The 19,583-nt window shown below is 39.2% G+C and carries 21 protein-coding genes; 12 read left to right on the plus strand and 9 right to left on the minus strand.

The window, feature by feature from the left end; all coding sequences use genetic code 11:
• Nucleotides 1-17: 17 nt before the first annotated feature.
• A complete protein-coding gene (arfB, locus tag BVC88_RS13075; RefSeq protein ID WP_075351140.1) occupies nucleotides 18-449 on the minus strand; it encodes an alternative ribosome rescue aminoacyl-tRNA hydrolase ArfB in 432 nt (143 codons plus the stop codon).
• A 208-nt stretch (nucleotides 450-657) separates the two neighbouring features.
• On the opposite strand from arfB, the gene BVC88_RS13080 reads away from it, so the two are divergent.
• The gene (locus BVC88_RS13080) at nucleotides 658-1,686 is read left to right on the plus strand and encodes a sugar phosphate isomerase/epimerase family protein (protein ID WP_075351141.1); all 1,029 of its coding nucleotides are present in this window, start codon (nucleotides 658-660) and stop codon (nucleotides 1,684-1,686) included.
• A 73-nt stretch (nucleotides 1,687-1,759) separates the two neighbouring features.
• Here the strand turns inward: BVC88_RS13080 and BVC88_RS13085 are convergent, their stop codons facing one another.
• From BVC88_RS13085 to BVC88_RS21170, 6 genes are all read right to left on the minus strand, one after another.
• The gene (locus BVC88_RS13085; protein ID WP_075351142.1) at nucleotides 1,760-2,251 is read right to left on the minus strand and encodes a Dps family protein; all 492 of its coding nucleotides are present in this window, start codon (nucleotides 2,249-2,251) and stop codon (nucleotides 1,760-1,762) included.
• Between the two features lie 285 nt (nucleotides 2,252-2,536).
• Nucleotides 2,537-3,952, minus strand: coding sequence for a sigma-54-dependent transcriptional regulator (locus tag BVC88_RS13090; protein ID WP_075351143.1), 1,416 nt, complete (start codon nucleotides 3,950-3,952; stop codon nucleotides 2,537-2,539).
• Between the two features lie 5 nt (nucleotides 3,953-3,957).
• The gene (locus BVC88_RS13095; RefSeq protein WP_075351144.1) at nucleotides 3,958-4,317 is read right to left on the minus strand and encodes a response regulator; all 360 of its coding nucleotides are present in this window, start codon (nucleotides 4,315-4,317) and stop codon (nucleotides 3,958-3,960) included.
• Nucleotides 4,318-4,402: 85 nt separating this feature from the next.
• On the minus strand, nucleotides 4,403-4,654 hold the full coding sequence (locus tag BVC88_RS13100) for a hypothetical protein (RefSeq protein WP_075351145.1): 252 nt from the start codon (nucleotides 4,652-4,654) through the stop codon (nucleotides 4,403-4,405).
• A gap of 14 nt (nucleotides 4,655-4,668) precedes the next feature.
• The gene (locus BVC88_RS13105; protein WP_075351146.1) at nucleotides 4,669-4,854 is read right to left on the minus strand and encodes a CsbD family protein; all 186 of its coding nucleotides are present in this window, start codon (nucleotides 4,852-4,854) and stop codon (nucleotides 4,669-4,671) included.
• Between the two features lie 59 nt (nucleotides 4,855-4,913).
• Complete coding sequence (locus BVC88_RS21170) at nucleotides 4,914-5,066, minus strand: lmo0937 family membrane protein (protein ID WP_139316570.1); 153 nt, start codon at nucleotides 5,064-5,066, stop codon at nucleotides 4,914-4,916.
• A gap of 187 nt (nucleotides 5,067-5,253) precedes the next feature.
• On the opposite strand from BVC88_RS21170, the gene BVC88_RS13110 reads away from it, so the two are divergent.
• From BVC88_RS13110 to BVC88_RS13130, 5 genes are all read left to right on the plus strand, one after another.
• Entirely contained in the window at nucleotides 5,254-6,687 is a 1,434-nt protein-coding gene (locus BVC88_RS13110) for a sensor histidine kinase (protein ID WP_075351147.1), read from the plus strand.
• A gap of 47 nt (nucleotides 6,688-6,734) precedes the next feature.
• On the plus strand, nucleotides 6,735-7,175 hold the full coding sequence (locus BVC88_RS13115) for a response regulator (protein WP_083639096.1): 441 nt from the start codon (nucleotides 6,735-6,737) through the stop codon (nucleotides 7,173-7,175).
• A gap of 3 nt (nucleotides 7,176-7,178) precedes the next feature.
• Entirely contained in the window at nucleotides 7,179-8,639 is a 1,461-nt protein-coding gene (locus BVC88_RS13120) for a hybrid sensor histidine kinase/response regulator (protein ID WP_075351148.1), read from the plus strand.
• 96 nt (nucleotides 8,640-8,735) lie between these two features.
• A complete protein-coding gene (locus BVC88_RS13125) occupies nucleotides 8,736-10,196 on the plus strand; it encodes a hypothetical protein (protein ID WP_075351149.1) in 1,461 nt (486 codons plus the stop codon).
• Nucleotides 10,197-10,198: 2 nt separating this feature from the next.
• A complete protein-coding gene (locus BVC88_RS13130; RefSeq protein WP_075351150.1) occupies nucleotides 10,199-10,708 on the plus strand; it encodes a YdeI/OmpD-associated family protein in 510 nt (169 codons plus the stop codon).
• Between the two features lie 26 nt (nucleotides 10,709-10,734).
• Here the strand turns inward: BVC88_RS13130 and BVC88_RS21765 are convergent, their stop codons facing one another.
• The gene (locus BVC88_RS21765) at nucleotides 10,735-10,866 is read right to left on the minus strand and encodes a 30S ribosomal protein THX (protein ID WP_075351151.1); all 132 of its coding nucleotides are present in this window, start codon (nucleotides 10,864-10,866) and stop codon (nucleotides 10,735-10,737) included.
• 124 nt (nucleotides 10,867-10,990) lie between these two features.
• Between BVC88_RS21765 and BVC88_RS13140 the strand changes: the two genes are divergently transcribed.
• The 4 genes from BVC88_RS13140 to BVC88_RS13155 all read left to right on the plus strand — a co-directional run bounded on the left by BVC88_RS13140 (nucleotide 10,991) and on the right by BVC88_RS13155 (nucleotide 14,868).
• Nucleotides 10,991-11,716: a LamB/YcsF family protein gene (locus BVC88_RS13140; RefSeq protein WP_075351152.1), complete on the plus strand. Its 726-nt coding sequence runs from the start codon at nucleotides 10,991-10,993 to the stop codon at nucleotides 11,714-11,716.
• The gene (locus BVC88_RS13145; RefSeq protein WP_075351153.1) at nucleotides 11,713-12,411 is read left to right on the plus strand and encodes a 5-oxoprolinase subunit B family protein; all 699 of its coding nucleotides are present in this window, start codon (nucleotides 11,713-11,715) and stop codon (nucleotides 12,409-12,411) included. Before BVC88_RS13140 ends, BVC88_RS13145 begins: the two co-directional genes overlap by 4 nt.
• Nucleotides 12,404-13,282 (plus strand): 5-oxoprolinase subunit C family protein, encoded by an 879-nt coding sequence (locus tag BVC88_RS13150; protein ID WP_075351154.1) that lies wholly within the window; start codon nucleotides 12,404-12,406, stop codon nucleotides 13,280-13,282. Before BVC88_RS13145 ends, BVC88_RS13150 begins: the two co-directional genes overlap by 8 nt.
• Before the next feature lie 74 nt (nucleotides 13,283-13,356).
• Nucleotides 13,357-14,868: a DUF4301 family protein gene (locus tag BVC88_RS13155; RefSeq protein WP_075351155.1), complete on the plus strand. Its 1,512-nt coding sequence runs from the start codon at nucleotides 13,357-13,359 to the stop codon at nucleotides 14,866-14,868.
• 63 nt (nucleotides 14,869-14,931) lie between these two features.
• Here BVC88_RS13155 and BVC88_RS13160 read toward each other — a convergent pair whose 3' ends face one another.
• On the minus strand, nucleotides 14,932-16,095 hold the full coding sequence (locus BVC88_RS13160; protein WP_075351156.1) for a THUMP domain-containing class I SAM-dependent RNA methyltransferase: 1,164 nt from the start codon (nucleotides 16,093-16,095) through the stop codon (nucleotides 14,932-14,934).
• A 278-nt stretch (nucleotides 16,096-16,373) separates the two neighbouring features.
• Here BVC88_RS13160 and BVC88_RS13165 point away from each other — a divergent pair, with 278 nt between their 5' ends.
• Nucleotides 16,374-17,756 carry a 3-keto-disaccharide hydrolase gene (locus BVC88_RS13165; protein WP_075351157.1) on the plus strand — a complete coding sequence of 461 codons (1,383 nt, stop codon included), beginning with the start codon at nucleotides 16,374-16,376 and terminating at the stop codon, nucleotides 17,754-17,756.
• Between the two features lie 15 nt (nucleotides 17,757-17,771).
• Complete coding sequence (locus BVC88_RS13170; protein WP_075351158.1) at nucleotides 17,772-19,121, plus strand: Gfo/Idh/MocA family protein; 1,350 nt, start codon at nucleotides 17,772-17,774, stop codon at nucleotides 19,119-19,121.
• The last annotated feature ends 462 nt before the right edge of the window (nucleotides 19,122-19,583 follow it).

Genomic DNA, 19,583 nt, shown 5'->3' on the forward strand with positions numbered 1-19,583 from the left:
TGTGAACTGAATACTGCCTACTCTCGCTTCCAGCTTCGGTTGGCTTTCTTCTCCGCATTGACTTTCTTGGATTTTAATCGCTTTTCGATAGCACCTTTCCCAGGCTTAGTCGCTTTTCGTACTTTCTTTTGTTCGAAAGCCTTGCGGAGCAACTCATTAAACTTTTTGATTGTGATCTCCTTATTCAAAAGTTGAGAGCGCTTTTCCTGAGCCGTTATCTGCAAAATCCCAGCCTCCGTAATCTTATTTTTCAGCTTGTTAAAAAGGATGCTTTTCTCCTCCTCAGTGAGATTTGGAGATGCAGCAATATCAAAGTTGAGCTGCACTTTAGTCTCTACTTTATTGACATTTTGCCCACCTGGACCTCCACTTCGAGAAGTCTGAAATTGAAATTCAGATAGGAAAACTCCTTCCAAAATCCTTTTTTTAATAGAACTGGAAGTGCTCATGATAAAAGCGGATAAGATGAGAAAGCGAATAAAATCATTGAAATGCTACCTTTGATTTAAGGGGGGATTTACCCGAAAGTTAATAAATGCAGCTGAATAGCTCAGCTGTCCTTCGGAATTGACCCTTTATCTAATTTTAAAAGCGGTTTCTCTGAAATATGTTAAATTGTACTATTCAAAACTCGACACTAACAAACCCTAATAACCTATGAAAACCAGAAGAGATTTTCTCATCAAATCAGCAATGAGCGCAGCAGCCTTAGTCACCGCTCCTACTTGGCTCCAAGGAGCACCTTCAATTATCCGGAATTTCAACAAACCGAATTCTCTAATCAACGGAGTTCAGATCGGTTGCATCACCTATAGCTTTAGAACTATGCCGGACCAAAGTGCAGAAGCCACGCTTCGATATGTAAAAGACAGTGGATTAAGCGCGATCGAACTTATGGGTGATCCTGCGGAATCATTTGCTGGTATGCCTGTCTCCCCGATCAATCGGATGCGGATGTTTCAGCTTGGTGGAAAAGCACGTCGCGGGGAAGAACTGACTGCAGATGAAACGAAAGAACTTGATGAACTTCGTGCCCAAGGCGATGCTTACCAGAAAGAAGTAGCCGCTTGGAGAGCTACGGCTGACATGAAGAAGTTTGAGCAATTTCGAAAAATGTACAAAGATGCTGGAGTAAGTATCTATGCATTTAAGCCCAGTGCTTTTGGAAAGAATAATACCGATGCTGAGATCGCCTATGGAATGAAAGCAGCAAAAGCACTCGGCGCTTCACATATCACTTTAGAGCACCCTTCTGATGATGCGCATACGCTCAAGCTTGGAAAAATGGGAGAGCAATATGGAATGGCAGTAGGCTACCATGGTCATGAGCAAGAGACCTTTACTTTTTGGGATACTGCTCTTACCCAAAGCCCAAAAAACGGACTGAATTTAGATGCAGGTCACTACATCGCAGCGGGACAAACAGATCTTATCCCATTAATAGAAAAACAGCATAGCAGAATCCTGAGCATGCACACCAAAGACCGAACTACTCCGGCAAACGGCAAAGGCAATGTGGTCTGGGGAACTGGTGATACACCAATCGGGGAAATGCTTCAAATGATGAAAAAGAACAAGTATAAATTCCCAGCGACCATAGAATTGGAATATCAAGTTCCTGAAGGTTCTGATGCTGTAAAAGAAGTACAGAAATGCGTTGAATTCTGCCAGAAGGCCTTAGCGTAAATCATAGCTGGATATAAACCAAAAAAAACCGAAGCATTCGCTTCGGTTTTTTTTGTAAACTGTATTCTGAAACTTATTTCGAGAACATGGTGAACATCCACATTCGCTTCTCCAAATCACCCAGAAACTGAGTCAATAAATCAGCAGTGGCAATGTCTCCGGCTTCATCAGCCATTTTTGCTACGGCTCGATGTGAATGTGCCAAAATTCCCAGTCCATTAATCACATGCTTTACGCATTCCTCACCATTACTTACATCCGTAATTTCCTTATGAATGGTTTGCTTCAGGTAATCTGAATAGGAATGTAAAGGCACAAAACCTATTGTTACGATTCGCTCGGCAAGCTCATCGATATTTTCATACAGTTTGGAGTATAATTCCTCAAACCTCACATGTAGATCAAAGAAATTCTCACCTTTTACATTCCAGTGAAATCCTCGAACATTTTGATAGAAGATGTGATAGTCTGATAAAAGATCGTTCAATTTATCGGAGATATGAGTCATCTCCTTGGTATCAAGTTTTAAATGATTGGATAAAGTTGCTTTGCTTATAGTTTCCATAGTATTTATCGTTTATTAGTTAATTTCTATGCTTTTATAAGTCCAATCGCCATGCCTTGAAAGGTCTTCCAAAGAAGATTTTACAATTAAGAGGATATAAATCAGAATATTTGGGACTTGCTAAATACTGTAAAATCAGATCGGGGTTTGAAAATCTAACCTTATAGTGGAAGAAAATGAGACGTGAAAAAAATTCCCCAATCCGTTGAAATTAATCACAAAAAAACTCCCGGATTAAGGGAGCTTTTTCTAGTTTTTTATTCAGATTAAAATTTTTGGCTAAAATTAAATCTCATACTGCTTCATTTTATTGAATAGCGTTTTGCGATCTATTCCCAATTTTTTGGCAGCTTGAGTTCGATTGTATTTGACCTCTTCGAGCACTTTTCTCAGTACTTCTGCCTCTGCTTCGGCAGCAGCATCTTTCAGATTTAAGGAGCTTTTTTTAGGCGTTTTTTCCTCAGAATTATCCTGAGAATCAGAAAAGTTAAACTTCCTTGCGTAGACTAATTCGGGCGGTAAAGCAGAAAGAGTCATTCGATTCCCATCTGTCAATAAAGTGGCGCGTCTAATTACATTTCGCATTTCACGAAGGTTTCCAGGCCAATGGTACTCCATAAATACATCCATCACTTCCTGCTCAAATCCAAATACTTTTTTCCCTAACTCCTCATTGGAGAGTTCTAGAAAATGCGCCGCAAATGCCTCAATATCACCGATACGTTCTCGAAGCGGAGGCACAGTAATACTGAATTCATTGAATCTGAAATATAGATCTTCCCGAAACTTACCTTCTTGAACAGACTTTCTCAAATCTTCATTTGATGCTACTAAAATTCGCACATCGATTGGTTGATCCTTCGTGCCTCCTATTTTTCGAAGCTTTCGCTCCTGCACGAGGCGGAGTAGTCCCACTTGAATTTCATAGGAAAGGTTTGAGATTTCATCCAGAAATATTGTCCCTCCATTTGCGAGTTCAAATTGACCTGGCTTATCTGAGGTGGCACCTGTAAAGGATCCTTTCTCATGCCCCCAAAGCTCACTACCTGCCAATTCTTTGGTCAACGCCCCACAATCAATCGCAACGAATGGCTTTCCGGCCCGCTCACTTTGATCATGAATCGTTCTTGCAATATTTTCTTTACCCGCACCACTCTCTCCGTAGATGATCACAGACAACTGAGTCGGCGCTACCAAGTCAACTTCTTTGTAAAGTCTCTTGGATACTTTTCCAGAACCCTTGAGATAAGATGGATTTCCTGATTTTTGATTTTTTGGGGAAGTTTTTGACGCTGATTGATTGGCAGAATTACCCTCCTGCCTCTCAGCAGTCTTTGCCAGAGCCCGTTCGATCAGATTTAATATTTCATCTGGAAAAAGTGGTTTGGTGACGTAGTCAAATGCTCCGTTTTTGATTACTTCCACTGCTATCTTGACATCAGCATATCCTGTGATAATGGCTACTTGAGTATCAGGTGAGATCTCTCTTACTTTACGGAGAACATCTCTCCCGTCCATGTCTCGAAGTTTAAAATCGCAAAATATCAAATCATAAAAATTAGATTTGATGAGATCCAACCCATCCTTTCCGGAAATGGTGGTCCTGACTTCGTATCCTTTTTTTGTCAAAAACCGCTCTAAAAGCTGGCAAATGTCAATATTGTCGTCGATTACTAGAATCTTTGCTTTAATAGAATGCATTTTTGTCAAATCTGATTTTGAACTAATTCATTTAATTTAGAAATACTGAAGGGCTTACTTAAAAAATCAAAAGCGCCGTTTTTCATTGCTTCTTTTCGAACTTCCTGATTATCGAAAGCACTCATCATGATGATTTTTTTTTCATACCCATTTTTAAATGATTTCAATTCTTTCAAACCATTACCATCAGGTAAGTTTACATCTAAAAAAATCATACCCGGAGCTTTTTGTCTGAAGAGATGAATGCCTTCCTGCAAAGTCCCTGCAGAAAGAACTGTAAACCCTTTCCGAGTCAAAAACCTCGCTAAAAGCGTTCGGATTTCCACCTCATCATCAACTACCAGGATCAAATTTTCTTTGGTCACATCTATTTCCGTTTACTTCTTCCAATTAGTTTAAAAGTATAAAAAAGAGTTGAAGTCAGAGGACTTCAACTCTTACAAGACTGGTTTAGGTAGCATTTTTCACTGACTCAACAGCCTTTTTAGCTACATCTTTAGAAGCTTTCAACTGTTCCTGACTTACTTTCAAAGCCTTATTCCCAAGATCTCCTGCAGTCTTTTTAAGATCTGCTATCACGCTGTTTAATTTTTTCTGTTGTGGAGCAAATTGTTCTTTATTTCGATAGAAATATGCTCCGACCAATACTCCTGCAAGCAATCCACTCATCCAGAGTGTCAAGTTTATGTTTTCCTTTTTCATGGTAGTTTTAGTTTTTAAAGTTTGGTAATTTCTTCTTGAATTTCAGACTTCGTCTTTCCGACTTTTTTCTGGATCAGCCCCCAAATTTCATCTTCTTGACCTTCAGTAAATGTCAGATCGTCATCAGTCAATTCGCTATATTTTTGCTTTAATTTTCCTTTGAGTACATTCCAGTTACCTTTCAATTCAGTGTTGTTCATGATGTAGTTGGTTTAAGTTAAAATAATAAAATTTATTTAGTTTAATAGGGCAATTCGCATTAGATACTTCGCCCGGAAATCAATCTGAATAATACAGCAATCACTGCTATGACCAAAAGAACGTGTATTAGACCTGATGCACTGTAAGCAAATACTCCGATAAGCCATCCTATAACGAGGATAATTGCGATGTAATACAATAATGAATTCATAGTGCTTTATTTAGGTGGATTGATTGATTATGATATTTATGGTTCAAGGCTTGTGCCGTTAAGGTCAAAGGGAATAAAAAGCAAGTCTAAAACCCCTAAAATGGGTTTTTAAGCTATTTATCGCAGAACCAAAACCTAAAATCCAGTCAGAAATTGAGTAAAAAATTCCCCAATTGGGGTAATAATTATGAAAATAGAGAAAGCTCCCAAATTAGAAAAAGTAAAAACCTATTCGATTATTACACTTGTTTTGGTAATACTTGGCAGCGCCATTTCCTTTTGGGTTGCAAATAGAATAGATTATTACACCGCAGAATTGGTTCACACTGAGGAAGTTTTACAAAGCACAGATAAATTATATGCGACAATACTTGAGCGAGAAACCAGCATCAGAGGCTATTTATTAACTGGAAATGAAGATTTTTTAGCAAACTATGAAAACTCAATCACCAATGGTAGGGAGGTTTTCAATCACATCCTCAACTTAACGGAGGATAATCCGGTCCAACAAAATTACCTGCAGGAGCTAAATATATTCATGAAACAGAGACTGGATGTTTTTGAACGATCTAAAGAATATTACAAAATAAATAAGACTCTAGATGGTTTTTTAAACAACAGTAAAGTCGAAGATGCGGTAAATGGACACATCTCAATAAAAAACCTTATTAATCAAATCAATGCTGAGGAAGAACGCATATTGATCCAACGAAATGAAATATTGATTAATAATGTCAACGCCCTACCTTTCATAGTAGGCTTGATTTCATTCTTCTCCATACTAATGGGAGCCCTCACCCTATTCTCCATATTTCATTATAACAGGGCTTCAAAAATCAACGATCAAAAAATCAAAAATTATCAGGAGACACTCAAAGAAAAAATCGAATTACTTAATGAGTCAAATAACGAATTGAAGCAATTTGCTTACATCGCCTCTCATGATCTTCAGGAGCCACTTCGGAAAATAACCTCATTCTCTGATCTACTCAAGGAGCAGTTTGATGAAAAACTGGAAGGAGAAGGAAAGCACTATATGGAGCGAATAACTGCCTCAGCAAACCGTATGCGACAATTGATCACTGACCTTTTGGAATACAGCAGAGCTGGCCGTGATTCAATGGAATCGATCAAAATGATCAATTTAGAAGACATTCTAGATTCAGTTTTAGATGATCTGGAAATATCAATTACGGAGAAAGACGCAAAAATTAAATATGAAAATCTACCTACAATTGAAGGGAAAGAAACTGAATTGAGACAGGTTTTTCAAAATTTGATTTCCAACTCCTTGAAGTTTTCCCAGGCAGGAATAGCTCCTGAAATCACTATAACGGCTAGTAATGCGCCTATAGAATTAATTTCGAAATATGCTCAACTAGATCAATCTATTAATTATTATTTGATCAAGGTTGCCGATAATGGTATCGGCTTTGATCAAGACTATGCGGATACTATTTTCACTATCTTCCAGAGACTTCATGGAAAAAGTGAATTTGAAGGAACAGGAATTGGACTCTCTATAACACGGAAAATCATTGAGAAAAACAATGGACTTATCCTTGCCGAGGGTAAACCAGAAATCGGAGCAACTTTCATAATAATCCTTCCTAAACCCTAGAATAGGAAAACCAACTAAGACAAATATAATTTTTCAAAATCCATCTAATGAAAACTAAAAAATCAATTCGTATTCTTGTTGCAGAGGATGATGATGACGACAAATTACTGATCATTAAAGCTTTTCAAAAAACACTTTCTATTGAAAACATCACCTGTGTGAGTGATGGAGAGGAATTGATCAATTATCTCCATAAGACAAGTAATTCCGAGAACTCCCAATTTCCGATCCCTGATATAATTTTATTGGATCTCAACATGCCAAGAAAGGATGGGAAAACTACGCTTCAGGAAATCAAAAATCACGAAGAATTCCGGAAAATCCCGGTTATAATTTTCACTACGTCCAACCTCAAAGAAGATGTTCAAATGACCTACAAAATGGGGACAAATAGCTTTATCACCAAGCCGGGTAATTTCAAGGATTTGGTAAAAATCACTCAGGAGATCAATAATTATTGGTCCAATACGGTAGTTCTCCCAGATTAAAACATGAATAAAAAACAAATTAGAATTCTATATGTAGACGATGACCCAGATGATTTTTTTCTGGTTGAGGCATTTTTGAAAAAAATCGATGACCCTGTTTACACCATCGTGCATGCTTTTTCATTTGAAGAAGCCCAAAGGAGAATCTTAGAAAGATTTGATATTTTTCTGGTGGATTATCGTCTGGGAAAAACCACCGGACTGGAATTAATCAAAGAAATCAGATCACGTCAGGCCCACGCTGCTGTTATTCTCTTGACGGGAATGGCAGTAGGAAATTTAGATCGGGAAGCACTACAACTGGGGGCTTCGGATTACTTGGTCAAGGGCCAGTTTGATGCGGCCACACTTGATAGGACACTTCGCTTCGCATATCGCGACAGTCAGATTAAAGAAAATCTTGATTTGGTAGGAGAAAAGTTCAGATCAATATTTGAACGGGCTTCGGATCCCTTCTTATTGATTGATGGCGATAGCCTGATCCTGGAAGTAAACCCAAGCTCCATTGCTAAATTCGAATTTGAGGAAAAGGTTTTGACACAATCCAAATTACCTTTTTTCACTGAACTGATAGAAGAGCAATTTCTAAAGGATCAATTGATTGAAAAACTTCAAAATAAATTTGAAATCATTGATTTTGAAGCAACTCTGATCAACAAATCCAGAAATACTTTCAGAGGACTAGTGAACATTGCAAAGCAAAATGCCAATACTTTCCAAGTACTTATCAAAGATCTATCAGCAATAAAAGCCAAAGAAGAGGAGGAACACAATCTTAAAAAATTCTCTTCAACTGGAAGAATTGCAAGACTTCTGGCTCATGAGGTAAAAAATCCCTTAACCACTATAGTGCTTTCTGCCGATCAACTTCAGATGGAACTCCCGGAAGAGGTCTTAAAAGAAAGTGGAGATCTTATAGAAGTGATCCAGCGAAACTGTCAGCGGATCAATCAACTTGTTACCCAACTTTTAGATAGTACTCGATTTTCCGAATTGGACATTTCTTCACAGTCTATTAATTCGCTCTTAGATGAAGCTTTGGATACCGTGAAGGATCGTATCGAAATGAAAAAGATTAAAATCATCAAAGATTACGATCCTGCTGTTTGTAACATTGAAGTAGATCCCGAAAAAGTGAAAATTGCATTAATCAATCTTATTGTCAATGCAGTCGAAGCTACTGATAGAAATGATGGGAAAATGAAACTTTCCACCGCTGTAAAAGGCAAATTATGTAGGATTGAAATTGAAGACAATGGAACAGGAATCAGTAAGGAGAATCTTGAGCGACTATTCGAGCCATTCTTTACAAGCAAAAGTACCGGAACAGGACTAGGGCTGACTAATACTCAAAACATCATTTTTAGCCACGGAGGATCAATTCGGGTGAAAAGTGAAGTGGGACGTGGAACAACATTTATTATTAATTTTAAACTAAATCAAACTCCTGAAGAGCCTAGATGATTCGTACTTGTTTTCTCCAGATTAGCTTTAAACCTAGTCTAATCTAATTCTGGAATGGTTTTTTTGGGTAATTTAAAGACTTGATAAACCTATCCTATGAAAAAATTTACCTTACTCTCTCTATCAGTTCTTTTCTTCCAAATTATAAGTTTTGGTCAGTCTGTCCCCATTCAACTTTTAAAAGAAAATCCCCATTATTTCGAATTCAAAGGAAAACCAATAGCATTAATTACCTCTGCTGAACACTATGGAGCTGTGTTAAACGGGGATTTTGACTACAAAACCTATCTCGAAACTCTTCATCGGGAGGGAATGAATTATACAAGAATCTTTATGGGGAGCTATTTTGAAATCCCCTCCACAAGCTTCGGTATCAAATTCAATACGTTGGCTCCAGCAGTTGGTAAAGCGATAACGCCTTGGAAAAGCTTAGAAGTAAATGGGCAAATCAAATACGACTGGAACAGCTATAACCCAGCCTATTTCAAACGTCTATCAGACTTCATGAGTCTTGCCGCTAGTTTTGATATCATCGTAGAAGTCACGCTATTCTCCTCAATCTATACCGATGAGCATTGGGAGATGAATCCTCAAAACCCTAAAAACCGAATAGGATCAGAAGGAGAGCTCGACCGTAAATTAGCTCATACCAAAGAAAACGGGCAACTGCTGGGTCTTCAAAAAGCATATGTCAGAAAACTCGTTAATGAGCTAAATGATTTCGATAATTTCTTCTTTGAAATTCAAAATGAACCTTGGTCTGATCGTGGTCAACCTATTCTTAACATTGCCAACAAGTACCAAATCGATGGCCCAAACTGGATGGAAAAAGTAGACTATGCAGATCAACTTTCCCTGGACTGGCATGAGGAAATTGCAACTACAATTGTAACAGAAGAAAAAGATCTACCAAAAAAACATCTGATCGCCCAGAATTACAGCAATTTCAAAGCGCCTCTCTATGAAGTTTCTGAGCATATTTCGATTGTAAATTTTCATTATAATTGGCCAGAATCAGCGGATTGGAATCTTCACCTCAATCGTGTTGTCGGCTTCGACGAATCAGGATTTGCAGGAACTGAAGATCTGGTCTATCGAAGACAGGCTTGGGCATTTATGTTAGCTGGCGGTGGTCTTTACAATAATCTTGATTATTCCTTTTTTGCAGGAAAGGAAAATGGAACCGGGATCAATGAAGCTCCCGGAGGAGGAAGCACTTCTTTTCGAAGTCAATTAAAAATCCTGTCCGAACTTATCCATTCACTGAATTTGAAAAAAGTATCTCCTGCTAAAAATCTCATTCATGGTTCACCCGGGATTCTTTCATTTGCGCTTCAAGATGGATCTGGAGGTTACTTGATTTATCTGGTAGAAGCAGGAAAAGCTAATTCACGAATCAAAATGACTATCGAACCTGGTTCCTATTCTATTCAATTGATTAGTCCTATCACAGGCGAAATCAAAGACCTTGGCGTTCAGCAAATCAGCGTCCCGGATTTTATCCTAGCCGTAAATCTGATCGAAGGAGAACAAGCCATCCGGATGATAAAACACTAGTTATGAAGGAGTTTAAAGGAACCTTAAGCAAGTTTGACTTTAACCATTGGCAGTACCACATCCCGATCAGTGATGAAGTTGCGGAAGCTTTTATGGATGGCCAAAACCGACGTGTCTTAATCTGGATCATGGAAGAAGGTCCATTTCATATGGCACTTTTCAAGGCAAAAACATGCTGGTATATTCTGATTAATCAGCAGCATAGATTCCGATTCAATCTTGAACTTGGAGATGAAGTAATCCTTAAAATTGAGCGTGATTATAGTGAATTTGGTCACGAAGTACCCGAAGAATTTCAAGTGATGCTAGATCAGGATGAGGATGCAAATGCCATCTTTCGAGCACTTACACCTGGAAAGCAAAGAAGCCTAGTCTACTTAGTAACTAAAGTCAAAAACCCGGAAAGTCGGATGAAAAAATCTCTGGCAATAATGCACCACTTGCGCTTGAGCAAGGGAAATATAGATGGCAAGCAGCTGAATGAATTGATTAAATACTATAACAATCTCTAAAAAAAGGAGCCTGAAGGCTCCTAATGTTAATTTGTCTTTTCTTTGATTTCCAGTTTCATTTTTCGAGCTTTTTTATTCGCTTCTTTTTTTGGTCGGGAAGACCCAAAAGTACCTCGGCTAATTTTCCCTTTTTTTGATTTCATATCTCCTTTTCCCATGATTTTTTTGAGTTTAGATTGATGAAATGAAAATAAAAATTCTGCAAAAAAAAGTCAATAGCTTACGAGGCAACAACATTTGGTAATTAATCCTAAAATAAATTCTGTAATTTTCTTTTCAGTTATGGCTAACTACAAAACCCCAAAAATCAATTGCGACCTTGGCGAAGGAATTCCAAGAGAGGAAGAAATATTTCCACTGATAGACTGTGCTAGCATTGCTTGTGGAGGTCATTGTGGAGATGAAAACAGTATATTGTCTAGCCTAAAATTGGCAAAGGAAAACAAAGTTAAAGCTGGAGCACATCCCTCCTATCCTGATCCGGCTAATTTTGGAAGAAAATCCATGAATCTGGAGTTTTCAATTTTGGCAGCTTCGATACAGAAGCAACTTGATCTTTTTACGCTTATAGCTCGAGATCAAGAGGTAAGCATTGACCATATCAAATTTCACGGCGCACTCTACAACGATGCGATGTCCAATGCTTTGTTAGCTCAAGAACTATGTCAATGGCTTTCAAATCATCATAAAGGCACTCCAATCTTCGTTTCCCCAGGTTCTCAAATGCTATTTTGGGCGGAGCAATTTGGACTAAAGACTCGATTGGAAGTTTTTGGAGATCGAGCTTATCAAGACAATTACCAACTGCTGCCTAGATCTGAATCCAACTCCCTTTTCACTACGCTGAAAGAGGTAGAAACGCATCTCGATTCGATCATTTATACCCAGCAAATTCTTACCCATTCTGGTAAAAAACTACCTGCTCAGGCTGAGACGCTTTGCTTCCATGGGGACAATCCCGGCTTGATGAATTTCCTTCCAATTCTTCGAAAAAAGTATTGGAAATGAAGCCAAAACTTCGACAAATCAGCCCGATTTTGATGGAATTGTATTGGGATGAAAAACCCAATGATGTACTCTTAAATCATCTCCTAAGTTGGGATAACGCTATTTCTTCTCAATTCGGGAACGAAGTCATCGAAGTCAGAAAAGGTTTTCAAACGCTTTCTTGTCTATTGAAAAATAACTTGAAAGAATCCGATCTTACCGCTTGGCAGAACTTTGTTGAAGCCAATATTGAACTATCCCCTTTACCAACCAAACTTTGGGAAATCCCGGTTTGCTATGATCCTGAACTGGGTAAAGACTTAATTTCACTTTCCAAATCCTTATCACTTGACATCGAAAAAATAATCACTTTACATACCGAACAAACCTATAGAATTCATTTTTTTGGCTTTTTACCCGGCTTTATGTATCTGAATGGCTTGGATCCAGCCTTACATTTTCCAAGAAAAAGTATTCCTGATCGAAAGATCGAACACGGATCTGTTGCTATTGGAGGCGCTCAAACCGGAATCTACCCGACCGAAAGTCCCGGTGGCTGGCATGTGATTGGCAAAACCCCAATTAGACTTTTTGACCAAAATTTAAACCCACCGGTTTTTGCAAAGCCAGGTGAACAAATTCAATTTATTCCAATCAGTCGAGAAGAATTTGAGCAGTTATCCTTTGATCCCAAACCAATAAAAAGTAATGATTAAGGACGTGGGGTTTTTAGAGATTTTAAAAACAAATCCTGGTACTAGTGTCCAAGATCATGGTAGAATCGGACTAGGTAAATGGGGAATCCCCATCTCAGGAGTGATGGACCGCCGTTCTTACAGTTGGATCAATCATCTTCTCAAGAACGATTCATCTGCAGCAGTTATAGAAATTCTCCAGCCTGGGTTCAGGTGTCGCTTTGACAGCTACACCACTATTGGGGTCGCTGGAGCAAATGCTGAGATCCGGAAAAACGGTGATTTAATTCCTTCCGCCATCATTCGGATCCAGCCGGATGATGAATTGGAAATTGGTAAATTCCTAACAGGAAGCATTGTCTATTTAGGTATCGCTCATGGCTTTCAGACTGAAAGGGTTTTAACTTCCAGAAGTCTTTATTCCGGAATCACCTTATCTAAGATGCTAGCAAAAGGAGATAAAATCCCTTTTTTCACAAATCAATCTTTTGGGAAGTCAACTTTCTCTTCTGCGAAAAAAAATATGATATGGTTTGAAAATGAGGTATTGGAGGTTTATCCAGGACCTGACTTTGAGGAGCTTTCGACAGAAACCCAAAACCAATTATTAGATACCAAGTTCACGATTTCGACCTTAGCCAATCGAATGGCTTTTCAATTGGAAGAACTTCTGCCCAACAACATCTCCGAACGATTGACTGCTCCAGTCTACCCGGGAACAATCCAACTAACCTCTGGCGGTAAAATGATAATTCTAATGCGAGATGCACAGGTTACGGGTGGCTATCCGAGAATTTTACAAGTTGCAGAAGATGCTTTGTCAATAGTTGCTCAGAAAAAGGTCGGACAGAAAATCCAATTTCAATTAAAAAACTTACCTAAAATAGAATAAAAAAAGTCGAATTGCCTTGAGTAAAGTGCACTTGACTGCTATCTTACAGTTTAACTTTTCGAAACCCAAAGACCATGAATACAAGTCTAAAAGAACAAATAATCAAGCAGGGAATGAACCCTGAGATCGCTGCAGAGCAGATCAATAATTTCAAAAACGGATTTCCTTTTTTAAATATTACCGGCCCTGCAACTCCCGGAAATGGAATCAAAGTTTTAGAATCCAGTGACTTGGATAAATATATATCCACTTATCCTAAGCAAGCAGCCGGCATTGAGGTTGTGAAATTTGTCCCAGCAAGTGGTGCTGCATCACGTATGTTTAAGGACTTATTTTCCTTTCTTGAAGGTGATGGGGATTTGAGCAAAAGTTCTTTTGTTCAGAAATTCATGAACAACATTGAGAAATTTGCTTTCTATGATGATTTAGATGAAGTTCTGAAAAGTCGGGGAAGTAGCATTTCACATGCGCTGGACACCAAAGATTACAAAGGGATTTTAGCAGCGCTATTATTGGATGATGGCTTGGGCTATGGCAATCTACCAAAGGGACTTTTACGATTCCATTCTTATCCTGATAAGCGTAGAACTCCAGCACATGAGCACTTGATCGAAGGAGTTCAGTATGCATTAGGTAAAGGAAATAAAGTGAAAATTCATTTCACTGTCTCACCTGAACACCTCCCCAAATTCAAAGCTGAAATTGACGGTATTTTACCGGCCCTTTCCAAAGACACTGGAGTAGCCTTTGATATTAGCTATTCCACTCAGAAAAAAACTACCGATACAATCGCGGTAGATTCTTCAAATGAGCCATTCTTGGAAGAAGATGGAAGCGTTCTATTTCGACCAGCTGGTCATGGAGCTTTGCTGGATAATTTAAATGATATTTCAGCCGACCTGATCTTTATCAAGAACATCGATAATGTAGTACCGGATAGATTAAAAGAGGAAACCAAAAACTACAAGATGGCAATTGGTGGCCTTTTGCTGGAAATCCAATCCAAAGTCTTTGAAGCAGTGAAAACCTTGGAAAATTCTTATTCCAAAGATTCAGTGAACTTAGCAAAAGCAGTATTTACAAATGAATTGGGAGCCAAATTGCCGGAAAACTTCGATTCGAATTCTATCGAATACCAAGGAGCTTATCTAAAGTCAAAATTAAATAGGCCAATCAGAGTCTGTGGTATGGTAAAAAATACCGGTGAACCAGGCGGAGGGCCATTTTGGATCAAAGAATCTGACGGATCCCAATCCCTTCAAATCCTTGAAACTGCCCAAATTGACTTAACAGATCCGCAATCGCTCGCACATTTAAATGCAGCGACTCACTTCAACCCTGTGGATTTGGTTTGCGGTACTAGAAACTATAAAGGAGAATCATTTGATCTGATGGAATACCGGGATATGAATACGGGATTTATCACGGAAAAATCGAAAAATGGCCGTGAATTGAAAGCTTTGGAGCTTCCCGGGCTTTGGAATGGCACGATGTCCGGATGGAATACGCTATTCGTAGAGGTGCCGTTGATCACTTTCAATCCAGTAAAAACGGTGAATGATCTTCTTCGGGACGAACACCAATAAAAGATATTAGATTTAAGATGTTGGATATAAGATTTACCTAAATCCAACATCTTAAATCACATGTCATACATCCTTTTTTCCTTCATACATATCGTATCGTAACAATCGGCAATCAATAGTCCCATTCCAAAACTCAATTCTTCGGCTGGCTTTCAATCCGATTTTTTTGGCTAACTCCATATTTCCTGTAAAAATATATCCACGATAGCCTGGGCATTTCTGCTTCATGAAATCTCCCATACGCTTATAGGTAAGCTCCAACTCTTCATTTTCTCCCAATCGCTCACCATATTCAGGATTGAACATGATCACTCCTCTTGGACCTTCGGGGATTTCTGTCTCTTCGAAATCGCAAACCTGAAAATCAATCATGTGATCAACTCCTGCCGTGATGGCATTTTCTTTTGCAAAAGCAATTGCCTGAAGGGAAATATCGGAAGCTATAATTATCAACTCGGGGATTTCCCGAATCTTATCTTCCAGCTTTTTCTTTTTTGCCAAAAAAGCCTGTTCATCGTATCCGATTACATGCTGAAAGGAATAATGATCCCGATAAAGTCCCGGATAGCGATTCGTAGCCATCAAAGCAGCTTCAATTGCTAAGGTACCAGAACCACACATGGGATTGATAAAAGGCACTCTCGTATTCCACTCCGTGGCATAGATCGTAGCTGCCGCCAAAGCCTCCATCATGGGAGCTTTACCCGGGATTTTTCGATAGCCATGTTTAGCGAGTGTCTCACCGGAAGTATTGATGTAAACCGATGCCTGCGTCTCTTTCCAATAAACTTGAATAACCAATCCATTGAAGTCCGAACCTGAATCAGGTCTCCGCCCTTTCAAATCCCGAAATCGATCTACAATGGCATCTTTGACTTTAACATTGACGATCAGTGGAGTGGTAATGCTTTCATTTTCTGCTACAGAACTCACCGAAAAATAACCATCCACATCCATATACTCTTCCCAAGGAATAGCTTTGAATCGGCGATAAATATCATCAGCATTTTGAAGGTAAAAAGACTTAATCTCATAAAGCACTTGTGAGGCTGTTCTTAAATGAAGGTTTAAATCCATACACTCCTCCATCGATGCCTTCAACTCTATTCCCGTACGACTGACAGCCTCCGGGACAAAACCAAGTTCGCGAACTTCCTTTTCTAGGTAAGAAACAGACCGGTCTTTGCAGGTGATAAAGACCTTTCCTTTGAGATTAAAATCAAGCATGTGCAAAAGTAATAAAGATCAAGGGATTCTTTTCCGCTCTTCACCAATGCTTCGTAATTCATCAATTTTTCAAAAGAATACTCGCAAACGATTGCGTAACTTAAAGGAATTCCCTTTGGTGTAATGACCCTAAATCTTGAATTTTAGGATGAACAATAACATCATATTTCTATGAGATCGAGCAGGAATAAAAAGTCAAACACTGTGATGATTAATTGTGCTGCGAGATTCCTCCCGATAACTTTCAGGATGTCCTTTAAAAAACAAATTATATACATATGAAACACACCCGAAACATGCTCTCGGTTTTAATCACAACTTTGGCTCTAGTAAGCTGTGCCGGTGAACAAAAAGCCGATGATGGTTGGACAGACCTATTCAATGGACAAGATCTTACGGGTTGGAAGACTGTAGCCGGTACTGCCACATTTGAAGTAGTTGACGGAACTATCGTAGGGTCAGCTGTTGCAGGATCTCCAAATACATTCCTGATCACGGAGAAAACTTATGGAGATTTTATTCTAGAGCTTGATCTCAAGATCGAACACTCTTCCAGTAATTCAGGAGTAATGGCCAGAGGGCAATTTGATCCAGCTGCTAGGGACGGAAAAGGTCTTGTCTTTGGCTATCAAATAGAAGCAGATCCTTCCGAAAGAGCTTGGTCAGGTGGACTATATGATGAAGCAAGAAGAGGCTGGTTATATCCTCTTGACCTGAACCCAGAGGCAAAATCTGCTTTCAAGATGGGGGAATTCAACCATTACAGAATTGAAGCAATCGGCAATGAAATCAAAACTTGGATAAACGGTCAGGAAGTAGCCTATGTTGTCGATGACATGGACAAAACCGGCTTTGTGGGGTTACAGGTACATAGTATCCGTGAGCCGGAGGATGCAGGAAGAAAGACTTCATTTAAAAATGTGAAGATTCAGACTGAGAACCTTGAACCTAAACCATTTAACAAAGATGTTTTCGTGGTTAACAATAGCCTAAACTCATTGACTGATTATGAAAAAGCAAACGGATGGAGGTTACTTTTCAACGGACAAAACAGCGATGGATGGAGAGGTGCTTATAAAGAGACTTTCCCTGATTTTGGATGGAGTATCAATGATGGCATTTTGACGATTGCAAAGTCAAATGGAGGCGAATCCACTAATGCAGGAGACATCGTAACAGAAGAGATGTTCAGCTCTTTTGACTTGGCTTTTGATTTTAAACTTACCGAAGGAGCTAACAGCGGTCTGAAATACTTTGTGACCTTGACCGAAGGAAACAAGGGCTCAGCAATCGGTCTGGAATATCAAATCCTGGATGATGAAAAACACCCTGATGCCAAGATGGGAATTGAAGGAAACAGAACGCTTGCTTCTCTTTATGATCTAATTAAGGCAGATAAGCAGCCAAGATTCATCAAACCGATAGGCGAATGGAATAAAGGAAGAGTTGTGGTCTATCCGGACAATAAAGTGGAGCATTATCTAAATGGTGTCAAAGTAGTCGAATATCAGCGTGGCTCTCAGGAATTCCGTGACTTGGTGGCCATCAGTAAATATAAAATTTGGGAAAATTTTGGTGAAGCAGCTGAAGGCCATATCTTACTTCAAGATCATGGAGACGAAGTAAGCTTTAAGAACATCAAAATTAAGACCTTAAATTAAAACCCAGAATTTATCATGAGCAATAACCCCAGAAGACAATTCATTAAAAAATCTGCCGCTGCGACCCTTGGACTCTCAGCATTAGGTTCGATGGCCTTTTCAGCAAAATCCTACGGAAATATTATTGGAGCAAATGATCGAATCAATGTTGCGATAGCCGGATTAGGAAGAAGATTAGGTGCCTATTATGAGCCGATTGGCATGAAATCCAGCAATGTCAATCTCCTGTATCTCTGTGATGCCATGGAGTCTCAAATGCCAAAAGCTGCAAAGAATTTTGCGAAACATATCGATTATGCTCCAAAGCTTGAGCAGAATGTCATGAAAGTGATGGATGACAAGGATGTCGATACGATGATCATCGCTACTCCTGATCACTGGCATGCTCCCGGAACTTGGCTTGCGCTGGAGCGTGGAAAGCATGTGTATGTAGAAAAGCCCTGCTCCCACAATCCCAGAGAAGGAGAATTGTTGATCGCGTTGCAAAAGAAATACGGGAAAGTTGTCCAGATGGGAAACCAACAGCGGTCTGCACCGGAAAGTCGGGAAATAATCGCAGCCATTCACGCGGGCGTGATCGGAACAGCCTATAAGGCCACTGCATTCTACAGTAATGGCCGTGGTGAGGTTCCATTGCCAAAAGCGGCTCCAGCTCCTCAAGGTTTGGATTGGGAATTATTTCAAGGCCCTGCTCCTCGAAGAGCCTATACCCATGACACTTGGGATTACAACTGGCATTGGTATGGTTGGGAATACGGCACTGCTGAGACAGGTAATAATGCTACACATGAGCTTGATGTAGCTAGATGGGCACTCCAAGTAGACTATCCAAGCATGGTGGAAGTAGAGGCTGCAAAGCGGCATTTCCCTCAGGATGGCTGGACCATGTACGATACGATGGAGGCTCAATTCAAATTCCAAAATGGCTCTGTAATCGAATGGGATGGGAAAAGCAGAAACGCATACAATACCTATGGAGCGGATCGAGGCACTATAATTTATGGTACAGACGGGACAGTTTTTGTGAATCGTGGTGGCTACAAGCAATATGACCGAGGTGGAAAATTGGTCAAGGAAAATATGGGCGGAGGTAATGAAGGAGGAACTCAACTTGGTGGTGGAGGAGATATGAGCACACTACATGTGGTCAATTTCTTTAATGCTGTTCGAGGAACTGAAAAGCAAAATTCAAACATCGAGGAAGGAGCAGTCTCCACCCTACTCTGTCATTTGGCCAACATTTCTTACAGAACAGGGGAAACTTTGGTTTGTGATCCAAAGAATGGACATATCCAAAACTCCGAAAAAGGAAAAGCACTTTGGACCCGTGAATATGAAAAAGGCTGGGAGCCCCCGAAAGTATAAGAATTCAAAAACTGCCGCTTTAGATCGAATTCTAAAGCGGTATTTTTTTCTTAGAATTTTCAGTTTTCCCAAAATAAATAAACACCCTTCTTTTAACTTAAGATCTTATATTTTTTATGTCTATATATTCCCCCAGTTAGGGATAAGAGCTACGGTGAATTTAGAAATGCATAGAACAATCAGGGTATTTAGAATGCATTTTTCAAGAAAAACACAGAAAATTACCTTACCGATATAATAAGAGATATTTATATTTTCTATAATAATAATTTATATAGCAAGAGTTGACTTTTTGAAAACTTAAGAATTCCCTAAATAGCTTTTACTTGAAGCACATACTATCCTCGCTGAACCTAAAAAAAATTGTCTTTTAGCATAATTGTGATAAAATTACCAAATTTTATTTCGACTCACCCTAATCAAGACAAGTTTACGAGTGGTAATTATTTTAATTCGCAATCG

This window comes from Algoriphagus marinus (genome assembly GCF_001936475.1).
In the GTDB taxonomy this organism is placed as follows: Bacteria; Bacteroidota; Bacteroidia; order Cytophagales; family Cyclobacteriaceae; genus Algoriphagus; species Algoriphagus marinus.

What these genes read in the sequence shown, in the direction of transcription:
- arfB (WP_075351140.1), bottom strand. Translation starts at nt 449, where the DNA reads ATGAGCACTTCCAGTTCTATTAAAAAAAGGATTTTGGAAGGAGTTTTC.
- BVC88_RS13080 (WP_075351141.1), top strand. Translation starts at nt 658, where the DNA reads ATGAAAACCAGAAGAGATTTTCTCATCAAATCAGCAATGAGCGCAGCA.
- BVC88_RS13085 (WP_075351142.1), bottom strand. Translation starts at nt 2,251, where the DNA reads ATGGAAACTATAAGCAAAGCAACTTTATCCAATCATTTAAAACTTGAT.
- BVC88_RS13090 (WP_075351143.1), bottom strand. Translation starts at nt 3,952, where the DNA reads ATGCATTCTATTAAAGCAAAGATTCTAGTAATCGACGACAATATTGAC.
- BVC88_RS13100 (WP_075351145.1), bottom strand. Translation starts at nt 4,654, where the DNA reads ATGAAAAAGGAAAACATAAACTTGACACTCTGGATGAGTGGATTGCTT.
- BVC88_RS13105 (WP_075351146.1), bottom strand. Translation starts at nt 4,854, where the DNA reads ATGAACAACACTGAATTGAAAGGTAACTGGAATGTACTCAAAGGAAAA.
- BVC88_RS21170 (WP_139316570.1), bottom strand. Translation starts at nt 5,066, where the DNA reads ATGAATTCATTATTGTATTACATCGCAATTATCCTCGTTATAGGATGG.
- BVC88_RS13110 (WP_075351147.1), top strand. Translation starts at nt 5,254, where the DNA reads ATGAAAATAGAGAAAGCTCCCAAATTAGAAAAAGTAAAAACCTATTCG.
- BVC88_RS13115 (WP_083639096.1), top strand. Translation starts at nt 6,735, where the DNA reads ATGAAAACTAAAAAATCAATTCGTATTCTTGTTGCAGAGGATGATGAT.
- BVC88_RS13120 (WP_075351148.1), top strand. Translation starts at nt 7,179, where the DNA reads ATGAATAAAAAACAAATTAGAATTCTATATGTAGACGATGACCCAGAT.
- BVC88_RS13125 (WP_075351149.1), top strand. Translation starts at nt 8,736, where the DNA reads ATGAAAAAATTTACCTTACTCTCTCTATCAGTTCTTTTCTTCCAAATT.
- BVC88_RS13130 (WP_075351150.1), top strand. Translation starts at nt 10,199, where the DNA reads ATGAAGGAGTTTAAAGGAACCTTAAGCAAGTTTGACTTTAACCATTGG.
- BVC88_RS21765 (WP_075351151.1), bottom strand. Translation starts at nt 10,866, where the DNA reads ATGGGAAAAGGAGATATGAAATCAAAAAAAGGGAAAATTAGCCGAGGT.
- BVC88_RS13140 (WP_075351152.1), top strand. Translation starts at nt 10,991, where the DNA reads ATGGCTAACTACAAAACCCCAAAAATCAATTGCGACCTTGGCGAAGGA.
- BVC88_RS13145 (WP_075351153.1), top strand. Translation starts at nt 11,713, where the DNA reads ATGAAGCCAAAACTTCGACAAATCAGCCCGATTTTGATGGAATTGTAT.
- BVC88_RS13150 (WP_075351154.1), top strand. Translation starts at nt 12,404, where the DNA reads ATGATTAAGGACGTGGGGTTTTTAGAGATTTTAAAAACAAATCCTGGT.
- BVC88_RS13155 (WP_075351155.1), top strand. Translation starts at nt 13,357, where the DNA reads ATGAATACAAGTCTAAAAGAACAAATAATCAAGCAGGGAATGAACCCT.
- BVC88_RS13160 (WP_075351156.1), bottom strand. Translation starts at nt 16,095, where the DNA reads ATGCTTGATTTTAATCTCAAAGGAAAGGTCTTTATCACCTGCAAAGAC.
- BVC88_RS13165 (WP_075351157.1), top strand. Translation starts at nt 16,374, where the DNA reads ATGAAACACACCCGAAACATGCTCTCGGTTTTAATCACAACTTTGGCT.
- BVC88_RS13170 (WP_075351158.1), top strand. Translation starts at nt 17,772, where the DNA reads ATGAGCAATAACCCCAGAAGACAATTCATTAAAAAATCTGCCGCTGCG.